This window comes from Pseudomonas sp. BF-R-26, from assembly GCF_019947395.1.
In the GTDB taxonomy this organism is placed as follows: domain Bacteria; phylum Pseudomonadota; class Gammaproteobacteria; order Pseudomonadales; family Pseudomonadaceae; genus Aquipseudomonas; species Aquipseudomonas farris.
This window is the reverse complement of sequence record NZ_JAGYGK010000008.1, coordinates 39,114-52,890: the sequence shown is the minus strand read 5'-3', so window position 1 is coordinate 52,890 and position 13,777 is coordinate 39,114. Positions and strand designations below refer to the sequence as shown.

Below are 13,777 nucleotides of genomic sequence, written 5' to 3'. Positions count from 1 at the left end.
GCAGTCCTTGGCAGGGGGATTCAGAGGAATATTAGCTTCTATTTGGCCGCCTGTTAGGGTTCGCAGACAGTATGACGCTGAGGCACCAGGCCTTCTTCCTCTCGGAGCTGGCGGCTCATGTCGTCGCAGCTCTGCGACCAGGTTGTCAGCCACGGCGACATCTCGGGTGACTGTTCCGCCAATCCCAGTTCCCGGACAAATTCGGCAGGTGAGACCGTACCTTTGGCCGCACGGAACAGGCCCCGCATGATGACGACGCCAATTACCCGTCCTTTGCTCACGAAGCGGTGTTCCATAAAGCTCCACTTATCGTCCCAGCCGAGTATGCGGGTATGAATCTCGAACGATTCGAACAACTTCAGCTCCCGCCGAAACTTGCCCCAGGTATCCCCAACAATCGGCACGGCTCTATGGCGCAGGGCCACTCGATAGGCACCGCTGCGCAGGACGAAGTCCATGCGGCCTATGTCGGCCATAGTGAAATAACGGCCATTGGTGACGTGCCGGTTGAGGTCAAGATCGAGCGGCCAGACGCGCATGCGGATGACGGTAGTGGCCAGCCCATCAACCGGCTTGCGCCATGGGCGACGAAACAGCATGAGGAACAGTCGAAACCAGAGATTCATAGGGATGCCGAGGGTTGAGTAGATCGGTGCACTTTAGGGCGGAGAAATCGGATAAGGTAGGTGCACAAATGACTTTTTTCATGCGAAAAGCGCAATCTGGATCATTCATTCATGCACGTTACTCTGCTACTGGCTGATCAATGTTCCGCCGCCAGCGCCACCTTGGCGCTGGAGGTGCTCAGTGCCGCCAACTTGTTCGCCGATACTGCCAGCGCGCCGTTTGATGTGGTCGTCGCCTCATTGGATGGCGGTGACGTCGCCGGGTGGGGCGGGCAGACGCTACGCGTGGACCGATCCATCGACGAAGTCTGCCGAACCGATCTGGTGGTGATCCCGGGATTCCTCTTCACGCTGAAGGACGCCTTGCCTGCATTTGCGGGTTATGGGCCGTGGTTGCGTCAACAGCATGCGCAAGGTGCTGTTGTGGCTTCAATGTGTACAGCGACGTTCATGCTGGCCGAAGCGAGAATGCTGGACGGTATTCGTGCCACCACGCACTGGGCCTTTGCCGACCTCTTTCGCCGTCGGTATTCCGCGGTCTGTCTGGAGGAGGAACAAATCCTTTGCGAGGACAATCGCGTTATCACCTGCGGGGGGGCGAGTGCTGCTATGGATCTTTTGCTGCACCTCATCCGCCGGTTCGCTTCACTGGAGCTGGCGCAGAAGTGTGGTAAATATTTGTTGGTCGACAACGTGCGCAGCGAGCAATCGGTCTATGTCATGTGGTCATTGCCGAAGAACCATGGGGATGGCGATATCCTGCGTGTTCAAGATTGGCTGGAGGATCACTTTCATCAGCCGCTGTTGATCAATGACGTGGCCCAGCGATTCGGGTTCGGCGTCAGGAACTTCAAAAGGCGTTTCAAGGAAGCCACTGGTTATACGCCGCTGACCTATCTGCAAGCGCTACGCGTGGAGAGGGCAAAGCAGCTTCTTGAATCGACACGAATGACGCTGGACAGCATCACCTACAAAGTCGGGTACGAGGATGGCAACTCCTTTCGCAGGCTTTTTCGGCAGCGAGTGGGCCTGCTTCCAGCGGCCTACCGGAAGAAGTTTCAACCGAGTGCGAGCTGAGCGGCTGTCAATCGCAGGTATTCCGCAGAGGAATGCCCCCATAAAAATCATGAATTTTCTTTATGGCATTGGATCTCGTAGCGTGTCTGCTCACCATATGGAGATGACCCCGTGAATGATTCCCGCCTGCGCCTGTACGTTGATGCTCAATTCACCAGCCCCTATGCCATGTCGGCTTTCGTGGTCCTTCGCGAAAAGGGCATCGAATTCGAACTGAGCCCGCTGGACCTCGACGCATTCGAAAACCAGTCAGAAGACTATGCCAGCCTCTCGCTGACCCAGCGCGTACCGACGCTCGTGCATGGCGACTTTGCCTTGTCTGAATCCTCGGCGATCACTGAATACCTGGAAGATGTGTTCCCCCAAACGCCGGTCTACCCGCAAGAGCTGATGCAACGCGCGAAGGCACGACAAGTCCAGGCGTGGCTGCGCAGTGATCTGCTGCCCATTCGGCAGGAGCGATCCACACTGGTGGTGTTTTATGGCCTCAAATCAGCGCCCTTGTCGCCCGCTGCCGAGTCGGCCGCGCGCAAGCTGATCGGTGCCGCACAAGCGCTGCTGGCTGACGGCCGCGAGAACTTGTTCGGGCAATGGTCGATCGCCGATGTGGATTTGGCCTTGATGCTCAACCGGCTGATACTCAACGGTGACGCCGTGCCACTTGCACTGGTGAAGTATGCGCAGCGTCAATGGCAGCGGCCAACGGTGCAGGAGTGGGTCAAATTGCAGCGTCCTGCGCTGTAGCGGTGTGAAGTCAGGTCAACTGCGCTCAATAAATTGCACGATGACCTGATTGACGACCTCAGGATGCGTAATCGGCCCCATATGACCGAGCCCCTCGAGTTCCACCACTTCAACGTTCGGCAGTGCGCCGGTTAGCAGCCGCGCCACTGCCCGTGACGATGCCGGTGAGTCCTTGCCGACCATGAAAAGTACCGGCAGGTTGAGCGAGCGGAACGCCTGTAATGGCGTCGGCTCGTTCAACAACGCGTGAGCCCAGCCCTGCACATTGGCCACCGCGGCGGCGATGGAGGGCTTGCGTTGTTCCGGGGTTTGCTCCCAGGCCCCGGCACCCATCCAGTAGTCAATGAAATGCTGGGCCGCTGCGTCGAGGTTGCCCGCCTCAAGCGCGAGCCAGGCGTTTGCGACGACTTCACGGATGGCATCCGCCTCATTGGGTGGAGGCGATTCAGCGTCGAGCAGGGCAAATAATGTTGGCTCATACAAAACCATGGCGCGCACCCGGCCGGGGTTCTGCAGCGCCGCGATCAACGCCACTGCCCCGCCATAAGAGTGACCGACCAGAATGAGTGGTTCGCCGGCGCGGGCGAGCACCGGTTCGGCGAAGCGCGCCTCTTCACTGAGGGTGACGATTCGATCGGTGGGCCATGCCGGGCTCTTGCCGGCGCCAAACGAGTCGAGCGCCAGAACCCGAAACTTTGCGGCCAGGTGATCTTGCAGTCCGCGCCACTGCACCGAGTGACTCGCATTGGCATGAAAGCAGACAACGCCCGGTCCCACGCCTGAGTCCCGGTAAAAGGGTTCGACGGGTTTCATTCTGGCTCTCCTGCAACGACGTTAAAGAGACGAAGAGAGTTATAGATTAACTTCAAGGCTTCGGTGTAGCAGCCAGTCATGATGAAATAGCCGCCCGTTTTTGCTGTCAGCAACACCTGATTTGGAGCACCGCATGAAAAACGCCGCCATCCTTACCTTCGCCTTGATGCTCAATACCGGGTTATTCAGCCTGCAAGCCGAAGCGGCGGGGGATGCTGAAGCCGGTCAGAAACTATTTAACCGTATCTGCGGCGGCTGTCATCAAGTAGGGACTTCGGCGCGGGGTTCTTTTGGTCCGCAACTCAATGCGATCTTCGGGCGCCCTGCGGGAAGCACGACGGACTATCAGTACTCAAGCGCGATGAAATCATCAGGCCTCATCTGGACTCGCGAAACACTTACCGCCTACATCGAAGCGCCAAAAGAAGTGGTTCCCGGAACCCGGATGATTTTCTGGGGCCTTAGCGACCCGGAGAAGGTCGAAAACCTGCTGGCCTACCTTCAGACCTTTCAGCCGCAATAATCTTTGCCTCATCAAAATGTTTGCCGCGTAAAGGCTGTACAAGTGATATCAATGAGCCACTTCATCCGTTAAAGTATGCGCCGCCCGAGAGACGGATCCCGGGTATTTCTAATGGAGTGACTCAGTGAATTATCTCAGCAAAGTTGTTGCCGTAGCCCTGTTCGGTCTGGTTCTGGCGGGTTGCACCGGCACCCCGATGAAGACTCAGCAGTACGACAGCAACCAGTACACCGTTGTCGGCCACAGTGAAGCGACTGCCACTGGCCTCCTGCTGTTTGGCCTCATCCCGATCCAGCAGAACAACCGTTTCATCCGCGCTCAGAACGCCGCGATCAAGGCCCGCGGCGGCGACGCGATGATCAATACCCAGGTGCAGGAAAACTGGTTCTGGGCTTGGGCTCTGACCGGTTACACCACCACAATCTCCGGTGATGTGATCAAGCTGAAAACCGTTCAGTAAGCGACAGGCTCTGCCTGTGTGGCGAGCGAGCTTGCTCGCGCTGGGCTGCGTAGCGGCCCCAAAAATCCGACAGCAATTGCCGATTTTGTGAGTGCTACGCATTCAAGCGGGAGCAAGCTCCCTCGCCACAGGTTCACTCATTGATCGCACCTCACCCCCAGGCTTTTCCGAGCTCCTCCAGACCCGCGTCTTGCAGGTTCTGCGCACTCATGACCACTCGGAATTTGCAGTTGGCCTGGAAGTTGAGAAAGAAGGGTTCCGCATATCCGGGAATTTCGGAAGGGTCCTCAATATCGATCAGAAAAATCCCACTTCGCATTCCATCCTGCTCAGTGAAATAAGTCGCCTCTGGCTTAATGGTTTCCAGCACGCGGTTCATGATTTCGCCGATTTTCCCGGACCTGACATGCGCGTTGAAAGGCTCATGGGGAAACTCGACCATCAGTAGCATTTTCATTATTCGATACTCTGTTGAGGTGGCGTGCTCCTTACCCGGATCCTTACTCCTGACGATGATGCCGCAAGCCGTGCGTTCAGCCGTGCCAGCGGTGGTGTGTGGTTAAGAATAGCGAAGGGTGAGAGGCTGCCGGGGCAGAGTTACGGACGGTCATTCTTGATGAATCGGCGGCGAGGCGAAGGGCTTGTTGGCTGAAGTTATGCAGTTCTGTGATGAAAGCAGTTTTATGCAACGTGGCTTTGAGCGTTCGAAGAGAGACATGCCAGCATCGCCTATACAGGCGATGCCGACTCACCGATCCCCGATTACTGCTGTACCGGCGTGCAGAGTTCTACCAACGTTCCGTCAGGGCATCGAACGTAAGAGACGATTTGTCCCCAGGGCTTGGCGCTTGGTGCGGAAATTTCGGTGGCTCCCGCCTTCAACGCTCTGGCGTGCGCCGCCGGAACGTCCTCGGTCACCAGGCCTACTTCGATTCCGAGTGGTTTGGAGGAGGAATGTGCCGAGACATGGCCCGTGCTGAAGTTCATCGCGGCCAGTTCATCGGCGGCGAATGCCAGCGCGGTTTCCCCGGTTTCGAGTTCGCCGTAGGTGTTGGACTCATGGAGGAAGCGAACGCTAAACCCGAAGGCTGACGAAAAGAACTGGAGTGAGGCAACGACGTCCGGGACGTAGATGATCATGTAGCCAAATTTCATGAACGGGCATTCCTTGTCGTGTTAATTGAGTGGCAAATCACGGTTACCCAGGCAGGTTTACCCTGTGCCTGTTCTTTTGAAAAGGCTAGAGGGTGTCATCACGGTGTCATCGAACGAATGGCAAGCTCCTCGCAAACCGTCTTGAGCGCTCAGACGGAACTCCGTCTGCGGGCTGATGAATTTGCCAGGAATCCCCCTTATGAAAGGAGACGCCTCCCTGTTTGCGGCCATTGACTTGGGGTCCAATGCGTTTCGCATGATGATCGGCCAGTCAGTCAGGCGCAATCAGGGGTTCATGATCCAGGAAGTGAAAACCTTGCGAGAGCCTGTCCGTCTGGCGGAGGGGTTTCAGGGAGGGGCGCTGGACGAGTTGGCGCTGGATCGGGGGTGGCAAGCGCTCGCGCGATTTGGCAAAAAACTGCGCGGCTTTGAGGCCGGTCGCGTGCGGGCAGTGGCGACCAGTGCCGTCCGCGAAGCCGATAATGCCCAACTGTTTCTGGCCAGCGCGGAGCGGCACCTGGGCTTTCGTATAGACGTCATCTCTGGGCATGAAGAGGCCCGACTGGTGTACGCCGGTGTTGCCCATACGATACCCAGTTCAGAAAGCATGCGCCTGGTCGTGGATATCGGCGGCGGCTCTACTGAATTGATTCTGGGGCAGGGCACTCAGCCTCTCTTGACCGAGAGCATTGCCATTGGCAGCGGCACTTTTGGCGCGCGTTACTTTCAGGGCGGCTGTATATCGGCGAAGGCGCTCCTGGAGGCCGAGCGCGTGGCCACTCTGCAGTTTGAAAAAGTTACCCGCCGTTATCGCGCGCTGGGTTGGCAGCAAACTATTGGCTCTTCAGGTACTGCACGGATGCTGGCCAAAGTGCTCAAGGCCAATGGTTTGAATGACGATGGTCAAAGCGGTATCACCTACGGCGGTCTGTTGCGCTTGTCGTTGCGTCTGCTGGAAGTGGGGCATGTTAAACAACTCAAATTGGCGGGCTTACCACCCCATCGCCTGAATATCTTGCCCGGTGGCCTGGTGCTCATGCTGGCGGCGTTCAAGGTATTCGGCATCTCGCACATGAGTCCTTCCGAGCCGGGTTTAAGGTTGGGCGTTCTTCATGGTTTGATGTCCAAACACTAAATGACGCCGCGGCTGTCAATCACGTTATTGGCAAAACGTTGTTGTAATCATCACTGTGAAGATCTGGCAGTGACGCTTGAGTATCACCGCTGATCCCTTTGACGATCCAGTCGGGCACTAAAAACGCATGAAAAAACCCGGCTGATGAGGCCGGGTTTTTTGGTTGAGTATTGCGGTAAAGCCACTCATTCATGCTGCACGATTCTGAATCAGACGATCCGAACCACCTTCAGCGACGCGATTCTCGATCAGACGATCCGAACCACCTTCAGCGACGCGATTCTCGATCAAACGATCCGAACCACCTTCAGCGACGCGGTTCTCGATCAGACGATCCGAACCACCTTCAGCAACGCGATTCTCGATCAGACGATCCGAACCACCTTCAGCGACGCGGTTCTCGATCAGACGATCCGAACCACCTTCAGCGACGCGGTTTTCGATCAGACGATCCGAACCACCTTCAGCGACGCGGTTTTCGATCAGACGATCCGAACCACCTTCAGCAACGCGGTTTTCGATCAGACGATCCGAGCCGCCTTCAGCGACGACCGGGTGAGTAGAGGAAGCGGCGAAAGCGTTAACTGCAAAAACCGAGAAAGCGATGCTGAGGAGGATTTGGCGTTTCATGATGGTGTGCTCCGGGGTGTTATTGGTTGGGTATGGAGCGGATGTTACGCCGAGGATTTTTTATGAGAACTTCATTGACGTGATGGTGACTATCGATGCCAGCAATGGTTGAAAGGTAGTGAGCAAGTGCCGCGTTCTCGCCGAGACCGGCCGGCGCCATGAGCGCCCCCTTGCTTGAGCGGCATTCTCCCCACGCAGTAGCGGTGTACTCAGGTCTGGCTGATATCCAGCAACCGAGGCTTTGCAATCGCCAGATAATCCTGCGTATCGAGCACCATCGACGCATCCAGCCGGCCAGCGTTGAAGGCTATTTCGCTATAGCCGGTGGTCAGGGCCGGGTCAACGATCAATTGAATCCGTTCATCGAAGACGAAAGGAGGGATGGCGCCGATCCGGCACCCGGTCAATTCCATGGCGGTTTCGGCCTTCACCAGTTCGGCTTTTTTCCCGCCCAGGGCCGCTCCGACCTTCTTCATGTCGAGCTTCTGGTCTCCCGGCAGTATCACCAGGGCATACGGTTCGGCCTGACCCTTGAGCGAGCAGAGCATGGCCTTCGCGCCCTGGCCGGGTTCGGTGCCACGGATTTCGGCGACCCGCGCCGACTGACCCTCGGCATCGTGCATCAATACCCGGTAAGAGGCTGCGCGGGCATCGAGTAGCGCCACCAGACGATCGAACATGGGATGCATGTAGTTTTCCTCAGGTTTTTACAGGAACAGGTCGTAAGACAGTTTGCTGATCAGGATTACCAGCAACACCAGGAACAGAGCCCGGACAAAGGGCACGCCTTTATGAACCGCCAGCCAGGTGCCGGTCAGCGCACCCAGGATGTTGAATGCCGCCATGGGGATTGCGATCAGGTAGAGCACGTTACCCGTCGGAATGAAGAATATCAGCGCCGCCACATTGGTCGCGATGTTCACCAGCTTGGCCGACGCCGAGGCATGAAGGAAGTCGAAGGCGAAGCAGCGGATAAACAGGAAGATCAGAAAGCTGCCAGTACCGGGACCGAACAGTCCGTCGTAGAAGCCGATGGCACCGCCGATGACGATCGCCAGCAGTTTTTCCTTGGTACCGATGTGCATGGGTTTGTGCAGGGCGCCGAAGTCCTTTTTCCAGAAGGTGTAGATCGCCATCAGCACGATCAACACCAGCACCGCCGGCCGGATCATCGACTGGGGTACGAACGACACCGTGGCTGCTCCGAAGAAGGCCATGACAAAGGCCGCACAGGCGGCGGGGATGACCAGACCCCAGTCGATCACCACCTTGCGCACGAAGGACCGGGCCGCGAATGCGGTACCGCAGGCCGCTGCGACTTTGTTGGTACCCAGCAGCGCCGCCGGTTGTGCCGTGGGCAGTACGTTGAATAGCGCGGGTATCTGGATCAGTCCGCCGCCGCCCACCGCCGCATCGATCAGGCCGGCGGCGAAGGCGAACACGCAAAGGATGACAATATCGACCATGAAATCAGGCTCTGACGATGAAGGGTTGGTGAGGGTTCAGCGGCACCATACGTGCCGGGTCATTGACCCCGAAGACGCGCAGCATCCAGCGGTCCCGGCCGTCGTAGCGGGGGGTAAAACCGTCCCGGGCATGCAGGGTTTGCTGGTTCTTGAAAATCAGCATGTCCCCCGGTTGTAGCAGTATGTGGTGCACGACATCGGGATGATTGGCGGCGGCGGAGAACAGTTGCAGGGCAAACTTCGCGTTGGCACAGGTCGCTTCGACACTCGCCTTGTTGTAGCGGCAATACAGACCACCGGTTGCGTTTCTGTACAGTAGGGGGGCGTTTTCCAACACATTACCCTGCTTGCCGAAGGAGGCTGGTCGGCGAATAGCGAAGTTCGGTTGTGACAATTCTTCTTCGACGGAGGCCGGCAGCATGGCCAGCACCTCTTCAATGGCGACGATGCGCGTCGGCACGTCGAGCTCGCAGCGCAGGCCAGTCAGGGACAGGTACTCCGGACAGGCCGACAACTGCGAGACGGGTTCGCAGGTCAAGGGCAGGTGAGGGTTGTCGACATGCATGTCCAAGTCCGCGCGCGAGCCATAGGAGCTCTTTTCGGTCTCTCGCTTGCGCTTGGGCGATACGTGGCGGAACACCGTGTTGTCGCTTTCACCCTCGTACGCCAGCGGACGGGTTTGCAGGGTTTGCAGCACGGACAGGATAGCCCCGGCCAGAACCGACAGATTCTCGATACCCGGCTCCCTGTCGTAGGGCGTGGCGGGCAGTTGCGGGTCCAGCGGCAGCCCCCTGACGATCATCGCCACTTCACGGGCCTTGGGAAAGTTACGCAACTGCTGGATTTTCTCGGTGCACAGGACACTCTCCAGCAACTGCCCCAAGGCCGGCATGTGGCGGATACCCGAGGCGCTGTCGGTCACGGCCAGGGATGCCAGGCTGGCTTGAAGCGTGCGCTGTTCTTCGAACGACAGATGAATTTGCGGTATCTCCTGTCGGGTCGAAGTCGCTGATCTTTTTTCCAGCCATTCAGGAATTTCTTCACCGATACGGGCTGCGGATTTCCCGACTATTTCATCCAGCTTCGACACGTCCTTCTGCTCCTGTTGCCTACATCCTTGTGAGTTGAGCGGGAAGGTTAACGGAAGGGTCTTTTTTGTGTTGCAATGTTACGTTGTGAAAAGTGCAATGAGGTGGCCAGTGGCATTGAATATGTTGGGGGAACTTGAAGCCTTCGCGACGGTGGCTCGCAAGCGCAGTTTCGTCGCGGCGGCACGTACTCTGGGGCGCTCCCCCAGCGCGCTGACCCGTGCCGTTCAAGCCCTGGAGGAAAGTGTCGGGGTCAAGTTGTTCAATCGCTCGTCCAATGCCGTGAGTTTGACCGAGGCGGGCGAGCGCTTGATGCCTCACGCTTGCAAAATGCTGGATCTGCAACGTGAGGCGGATGAAGACTTGGCCGGCCTCAGCGGCCTGGCCTACGGCTGGATCCGCTTTTCCGCCCCCGAGTTTCTCGGACATGGGGTATTGCCCCGGTTGATCGCGCAGTACAGCGAGCGTTATCCAGACGTGAATGTCGATGTGATTTTCACCGATGAGACCATCGACCCGGCCAAGAGCAAGCTGGACTTCTCGATTCGCGGCGCGTTTGCGCAATCCAGTGACCTGATCGGCTATCCGCTCTGGAATTATTCACGTTACCTGTATGCCAGCCCCGGGTATCTGGAGCGGCGCGGGATGCCCGACTCCATTGAGGCGCTGGAATCGCACTCGCTGATCCTGCATACGGCGCCGCGGATTCTCAAGGAGTGGAATTTTCGCAGTGAAGAGCAGGCCATCAGCTTTCGGGTTCATCCAAAGTTTCGTTTCAGCTCCGGTTTAGCGGTATTCCACGCGGCCCTGGCGGGCGTCGGGATTGCCCGCCTGGCGGACTGGATGGCGGAGCCCGAAGTGGAAGCGGGGCGCCTGCTGCGTGTCTGTCCCGAGTACAAGCTCACCTCCAGCAGCGGTGAAAGCCCACAGATGCACGCGGTGTACCCTGCCGGGAATCTGCCGCTGCGGGTGAAGTCGTTGTTGGAAGTGATCCGTGGCTTTGGCGACAGCCTTGGGCGAAGGTATGCGGTGACGCTTTAGGCGGCTGGACGTTGATCCTCAATCAGTGTGAGGCGACCTTAGGCTGAGTCACCAATGAGCGTTTTTAGCAGTTTCGCAATCGCCTCGCGGCACAAGCCTGGGCTTTAGGCGCATCACTCACTGGTTGAATCAATCAGTCCCTTTTCGTCATTGCGATCTGTGGGCAGCACGGTAGTGGCCGCATTGTCCCACGTCAGCAGTATCTGGGTGATGGCCGCATCAATGACCTCATGCGGCGTGTTATCCCGAGCGAGGATGGAAATGCCCTGCAGGAAACTGTCGAACATCGTAGCCATCGCGGGCGCGTGAATATTGCCCGGCAACTGACCGGCACTGACACCTCGCTCAACACACGCAAAAATCCCCGCGCGAGTGTGGGTGCGAGATTGGGTCAGGGCATCGACTACCCGCGCATTCTCCGGGCTGGGCGCGCTCATTACGCTGAGGGACACCATGCAGCCCTTGGGATGGCCATCTTCACACTGCATGCGCGCTGACTGGCGCAGCGCGGTCTCTATGGCTTGGCGGGGCGGCAGGCTCTCGTCCCACAGGCATTCGGTGACTTGGGCGAACGTCGCCAGGTAACGTTGCACACACTCATCAAACAACGCTTCCTTGGAACCGAACGCCGCGTAAAAACTCGGTGCGGAAATTCCGCCACCCAGTCTGGCTTTCAACTGAGCGAGGGAGGTCGCGTCGTAGCCGTGTTGCCAGAACAGGTGCAAGGCCTGCTCCACCGCGTGGTCGCGGTCGAAAGTGCGAGGGCGGCCCATTTGCGCCATTTCAAAACTCCTCTGGATGACGATATAGATACTAGTCGATACATAAGTCGTTGACAACGAGCGCCGGCAGCCCTCAACATTTATATCGATCGGTATTTAAGTCTGAAATCCTCACTCAAGGAGTTTCCCGTGACACCCTCAATCACCTTATCGGCAGCGGCGGACCGCCTTCCCATCGGAGCCTTGCTCGCCTTGGCCATGACCGGTTTTATCTGCATCGTCACCGAAACCCTGCCCGCCGGCCTGTTGCCGCTGATCAGCGAAGGGCTGAAGATTTCCCCCTCCATGGCTGGCCAGATGGTCACCGCCTACGCCCTGGGTTCGGTGCTGGCGGTCATCCCCATGACCATCGCCACCCGCGGCTGGCGCCGTCGTAACGTGCTGCTACTGACCATCGTCGGTTTCCTGCTGTTCAACTCCATTACCGCGCTGTCATCCCACTACGGCGTGATCCTGGTGGCGCGCTTCTTCGCCGGCGTCGCGGCGGGGTTGGCCTGGAGCCTGCTGGCCGGCTACGCCCGACGCATGGTCGCCCCCCATCAACAGGGCAAGGCGCTGGCGCTGGCCATGGTCGGCACACCGATTGCCCTGTCTCTGGGCGTGCCTCTTGGCACTTGGTTGGGCGGCCTGGTGGGTTGGCGCACCACCTTCGGCATCATGTCGGCCCTGACCCTGGTGCTGATCGCCTGGGTATTGGTGAAAGTCCCTGACTACCCCCCCCAAGCCGCGCACCAGCGCAAGTCGCTGCGCACAGTGCTGACCACGCCGGGCGTGCGCCCTGTGCTGGCGGTGGTGATCAGCTGGATGCTTGCACACAACGTTCTCTACACCTACATCGCACCGTTCGTGGCACCGGCGGGGTTGGGGGATCGGGTGGATTTGGTGTTGTTGGTGTTTGGCATTGCGGCGTTGGTGGGGATTTGGGTGACTGCCAAACTGGTTGAGCCGTTGTTGCGCAAGACTGTGTTGGTGAGCTTGGCGGCGTTTGCGGCGGTTTCCGTGGTGTTTGGCTTTTTGAGTAGCGTGCCTGAGGTGATCTACATCGGCATGCTGGTTTGGGGGTTGAGCTTCGGCGGGGCTGCGACGTTGCTGCAAACGGCGCTGGCGGATGCGGCGGGAGATGGGGCGGACGTGGCGTTGTCGTTGAATGTGGTGGCTTGGAATAGTGCGATTGCGGGGAGTGGAGTGGTGGGTGGGGTGTTGTTGGACAGGTGGGGCGTCGCCTCTTTTCCGTGGGCAATGGTGGTGTTGGTGGCGGTGGGGTTTGTGATTGTCTGGGGCGCTCAGGCCCACGGCTTCAAATCGGGCCCGCGTGCGGCTGGCAGGCCTGCGGTGGCGGGGCACTGAACCACAAAAAAGTCAAAAAATGGTTCTGGATGGGGCTCGGGCGATCCAGTTGATGCGTACCAAGGCGTTCACAGTGGCGCTTTCAAAAAACGTTGCTCATGATCAGGATCAGGCAAAAGGCACGTGTCGTATTTTCCGAAGAGCCAATAGCGATTCAACGCAATGCGATCGTATGCCCAATCTCGAAACTTGCGTGGGAGGCTGCGCAAAAGGTTCACTGGACGCCAAGGGGCGGGCAACTGGGTGATGACTTCGAAAAATGCATCCGAACGCACCCAGTAGTGTCGGTCGCGGATCACGGCCATGGTGTCGAATTGATGCAAGGGCAAACCTGCCCAAGCAAGCAGCGCCTGCCCCTCGGGCGACTGTACTGCCGCCAACCGGACGCGCCGGTGGCGGTCATGGCGGATCAAGAACCTCGCCCAGCCATTGCACAGCTTACATACGCCGTCGAACAAGAGCACCGTCTCGCCTTGCTTGAGCAACGGCGCGGGTGAGGGTCGAATTTGGGATGCTGGCATAAACATGGGTCCAATGGGCCTCGTTATCCGGATCATAGCCGTGCGGTAGAGTTGAAGTCTGCTTTTGGCCCAGAGTGTGTAAAAACGGCCACCACCTTCTACGAGGATCCCACCATGCGCAACTACACCCTGGAATACCTGTTCAACGGCGAACCTCGCACACACATGTTCGAATTCGAGCAGCTTCAACTGCCTGTCCATGAGGCGGCGATGCACCTGCTACAGCTGCACTATGGGGATGGTGAGAACAGCCTGATCATGCCCACTGCGGACGCGACGCCGGCGGAGATTTTAGAGCAGGCTGAGCGGGTAGGGCTGACGCAGATAAAAGTCGTCGATTAACCCGGTTGATGCGAGGTGCCGCGGTCA

The 13,777-nt window shown here is 58.3% G+C and carries 19 protein-coding genes; 8 read left to right on the top strand and 11 right to left on the bottom strand.

What is annotated here, in order from left to right; all coding sequences use genetic code 11:
• Positions 1 to 53: 53 nt before the first annotated feature.
• Positions 54 to 626, bottom strand: a complete 573-nt coding sequence (locus KGB18_RS13370) for a thioesterase family protein (RefSeq protein ID WP_223570095.1) — start codon at positions 624 to 626, stop codon at positions 54 to 56.
• Between the two features lie 111 nt (positions 627 to 737).
• Between KGB18_RS13370 and KGB18_RS13365 the strand changes: the two genes are divergently transcribed.
• Entirely contained in the window at positions 738 to 1,703 is a 966-nt protein-coding gene (locus KGB18_RS13365; protein WP_201060902.1) for a GlxA family transcriptional regulator, read from the top strand.
• Positions 1,704 to 1,814: 111 nt separating this feature from the next.
• Positions 1,815 to 2,447 carry a glutathione transferase gene (gene yfcF, locus KGB18_RS13360; RefSeq protein WP_123722069.1) on the top strand — a complete coding sequence of 211 codons (633 nt, stop codon included), beginning with the start codon at positions 1,815 to 1,817 and terminating at the stop codon, positions 2,445 to 2,447.
• Between the two features lie 15 nt (positions 2,448 to 2,462).
• On the opposite strand, the gene KGB18_RS13355 is transcribed toward yfcF, so the two are convergent.
• Entirely contained in the window at positions 2,463 to 3,260 is a 798-nt protein-coding gene (locus KGB18_RS13355) for an alpha/beta fold hydrolase (protein ID WP_223570094.1), read from the bottom strand.
• Between the two features lie 133 nt (positions 3,261 to 3,393).
• Here KGB18_RS13355 and KGB18_RS13350 point away from each other — a divergent pair, with 133 nt between their 5' ends.
• Positions 3,394 to 3,783 carry a c-type cytochrome gene (locus tag KGB18_RS13350; protein ID WP_123722071.1) on the top strand — a complete coding sequence of 130 codons (390 nt, stop codon included), beginning with the start codon at positions 3,394 to 3,396 and terminating at the stop codon, positions 3,781 to 3,783.
• Positions 3,784 to 3,907: 124 nt separating this feature from the next.
• Positions 3,908 to 4,243: a hypothetical protein gene (locus KGB18_RS13345; RefSeq protein WP_123722072.1), complete on the top strand. Its 336-nt coding sequence runs from the start codon at positions 3,908 to 3,910 to the stop codon at positions 4,241 to 4,243.
• A gap of 151 nt (positions 4,244 to 4,394) precedes the next feature.
• Here KGB18_RS13345 and KGB18_RS13340 read toward each other — a convergent pair whose 3' ends face one another.
• Positions 4,395 to 4,700, bottom strand: coding sequence for a hypothetical protein (locus KGB18_RS13340; protein ID WP_038982729.1), 306 nt, complete (start codon positions 4,698 to 4,700; stop codon positions 4,395 to 4,397).
• A gap of 305 nt (positions 4,701 to 5,005) precedes the next feature.
• The gene (locus KGB18_RS13335) at positions 5,006 to 5,398 is read right to left on the bottom strand and encodes a VOC family protein (protein WP_123722073.1); all 393 of its coding nucleotides are present in this window, start codon (positions 5,396 to 5,398) and stop codon (positions 5,006 to 5,008) included.
• Positions 5,399 to 5,597: 199 nt separating this feature from the next.
• Between KGB18_RS13335 and KGB18_RS13330 the strand changes: the two genes are divergently transcribed.
• Positions 5,598 to 6,533 carry a Ppx/GppA family phosphatase gene (locus KGB18_RS13330; RefSeq protein ID WP_223570093.1) on the top strand — a complete coding sequence of 312 codons (936 nt, stop codon included), beginning with the start codon at positions 5,598 to 5,600 and terminating at the stop codon, positions 6,531 to 6,533.
• Between the two features lie 19 nt (positions 6,534 to 6,552).
• Here the strand turns inward: KGB18_RS13330 and KGB18_RS13325 are convergent, their stop codons facing one another.
• The 5 genes from KGB18_RS13325 to KGB18_RS13305 form a co-directional block, all read right to left on the bottom strand.
• Positions 6,553 to 6,726 carry a hypothetical protein gene (locus tag KGB18_RS13325; protein WP_187326467.1) on the bottom strand — a complete coding sequence of 58 codons (174 nt, stop codon included), beginning with the start codon at positions 6,724 to 6,726 and terminating at the stop codon, positions 6,553 to 6,555.
• Positions 6,723 to 7,163, bottom strand: coding sequence for a phage infection protein (locus tag KGB18_RS13320; protein ID WP_223570092.1), 441 nt, complete (start codon positions 7,161 to 7,163; stop codon positions 6,723 to 6,725). Before KGB18_RS13320 ends, KGB18_RS13325 begins: the two co-directional genes overlap by 4 nt.
• A 209-nt stretch (positions 7,164 to 7,372) precedes the next feature.
• A complete protein-coding gene (locus tag KGB18_RS13315; RefSeq protein WP_123722076.1) occupies positions 7,373 to 7,852 on the bottom strand; it encodes a YbaK/prolyl-tRNA synthetase associated domain-containing protein in 480 nt (159 codons plus the stop codon).
• A gap of 18 nt (positions 7,853 to 7,870) precedes the next feature.
• The gene (locus KGB18_RS13310; protein ID WP_123722077.1) at positions 7,871 to 8,629 is read right to left on the bottom strand and encodes a sulfite exporter TauE/SafE family protein; all 759 of its coding nucleotides are present in this window, start codon (positions 8,627 to 8,629) and stop codon (positions 7,871 to 7,873) included.
• 4 nt (positions 8,630 to 8,633) lie between these two features.
• Positions 8,634 to 9,719, bottom strand: coding sequence for a TauD/TfdA family dioxygenase (locus KGB18_RS13305; protein WP_223570091.1), 1,086 nt, complete (start codon positions 9,717 to 9,719; stop codon positions 8,634 to 8,636).
• Between the two features lie 109 nt (positions 9,720 to 9,828).
• On the opposite strand from KGB18_RS13305, the gene KGB18_RS13300 reads away from it, so the two are divergent.
• Positions 9,829 to 10,758, top strand: coding sequence for a LysR family transcriptional regulator (locus KGB18_RS13300; RefSeq protein ID WP_223570090.1), 930 nt, complete (start codon positions 9,829 to 9,831; stop codon positions 10,756 to 10,758).
• Between the two features lie 113 nt (positions 10,759 to 10,871).
• Here the strand turns inward: KGB18_RS13300 and KGB18_RS13295 are convergent, their stop codons facing one another.
• Entirely contained in the window at positions 10,872 to 11,540 is a 669-nt protein-coding gene (locus KGB18_RS13295; RefSeq protein WP_223570089.1) for a TetR/AcrR family transcriptional regulator, read from the bottom strand.
• Between the two features lie 129 nt (positions 11,541 to 11,669).
• Here KGB18_RS13295 and KGB18_RS13290 point away from each other — a divergent pair, with 129 nt between their 5' ends.
• Positions 11,670 to 12,887: an MFS transporter gene (locus KGB18_RS13290; protein WP_123722081.1), complete on the top strand. Its 1,218-nt coding sequence runs from the start codon at positions 11,670 to 11,672 to the stop codon at positions 12,885 to 12,887.
• Positions 12,888 to 12,955: 68 nt separating this feature from the next.
• Here KGB18_RS13290 and KGB18_RS13285 read toward each other — a convergent pair whose 3' ends face one another.
• The gene (locus KGB18_RS13285; protein WP_223570088.1) at positions 12,956 to 13,408 is read right to left on the bottom strand and encodes a thiol-disulfide oxidoreductase DCC family protein; all 453 of its coding nucleotides are present in this window, start codon (positions 13,406 to 13,408) and stop codon (positions 12,956 to 12,958) included.
• Between the two features lie 114 nt (positions 13,409 to 13,522).
• On the opposite strand from KGB18_RS13285, the gene KGB18_RS13280 reads away from it, so the two are divergent.
• On the top strand, positions 13,523 to 13,750 hold the full coding sequence (locus KGB18_RS13280) for a hypothetical protein (RefSeq protein ID WP_123722083.1): 228 nt from the start codon (positions 13,523 to 13,525) through the stop codon (positions 13,748 to 13,750).
• The last annotated feature ends 27 nt before the right edge of the window (positions 13,751 to 13,777 follow it).

Bases quoted from the DNA above. Each gene is read 5' to 3' on its own strand.
- KGB18_RS13340 (WP_038982729.1), bottom strand. From the start codon at position 4,700: ATGAAAATGCTACTGATGGTCGAGTTTCCCCATGAGCCTTTCAACGCG.
- KGB18_RS13325 (WP_187326467.1), bottom strand. From the start codon at position 6,726: ATGAATGAGTGGCTTTACCGCAATACTCAACCAAAAAACCCGGCCTCA.
- KGB18_RS13365 (WP_201060902.1), top strand. From the start codon at position 738: ATGCACGTTACTCTGCTACTGGCTGATCAATGTTCCGCCGCCAGCGCC.
- KGB18_RS13295 (WP_223570089.1), bottom strand. From the start codon at position 11,540: ATGGCGCAAATGGGCCGCCCTCGCACTTTCGACCGCGACCACGCGGTG.
- KGB18_RS13280 (WP_123722083.1), top strand. From the start codon at position 13,523: ATGCGCAACTACACCCTGGAATACCTGTTCAACGGCGAACCTCGCACA.
- KGB18_RS13355 (WP_223570094.1), bottom strand. From the start codon at position 3,260: ATGAAACCCGTCGAACCCTTTTACCGGGACTCAGGCGTGGGACCGGGC.
- KGB18_RS13370 (WP_223570095.1), bottom strand. From the start codon at position 626: ATGAATCTCTGGTTTCGACTGTTCCTCATGCTGTTTCGTCGCCCATGG.
- KGB18_RS13320 (WP_223570092.1), bottom strand. From the start codon at position 7,163: ATGAAACGCCAAATCCTCCTCAGCATCGCTTTCTCGGTTTTTGCAGTT.
- KGB18_RS13315 (WP_123722076.1), bottom strand. From the start codon at position 7,852: ATGCATCCCATGTTCGATCGTCTGGTGGCGCTACTCGATGCCCGCGCA.
- KGB18_RS13285 (WP_223570088.1), bottom strand. From the start codon at position 13,408: ATGCCAGCATCCCAAATTCGACCCTCACCCGCGCCGTTGCTCAAGCAA.
- KGB18_RS13330 (WP_223570093.1), top strand. From the start codon at position 5,598: ATGAAAGGAGACGCCTCCCTGTTTGCGGCCATTGACTTGGGGTCCAAT.
- KGB18_RS13350 (WP_123722071.1), top strand. From the start codon at position 3,394: ATGAAAAACGCCGCCATCCTTACCTTCGCCTTGATGCTCAATACCGGG.
- KGB18_RS13310 (WP_123722077.1), bottom strand. From the start codon at position 8,629: ATGGTCGATATTGTCATCCTTTGCGTGTTCGCCTTCGCCGCCGGCCTG.
- KGB18_RS13335 (WP_123722073.1), bottom strand. From the start codon at position 5,398: ATGAAATTTGGCTACATGATCATCTACGTCCCGGACGTCGTTGCCTCA.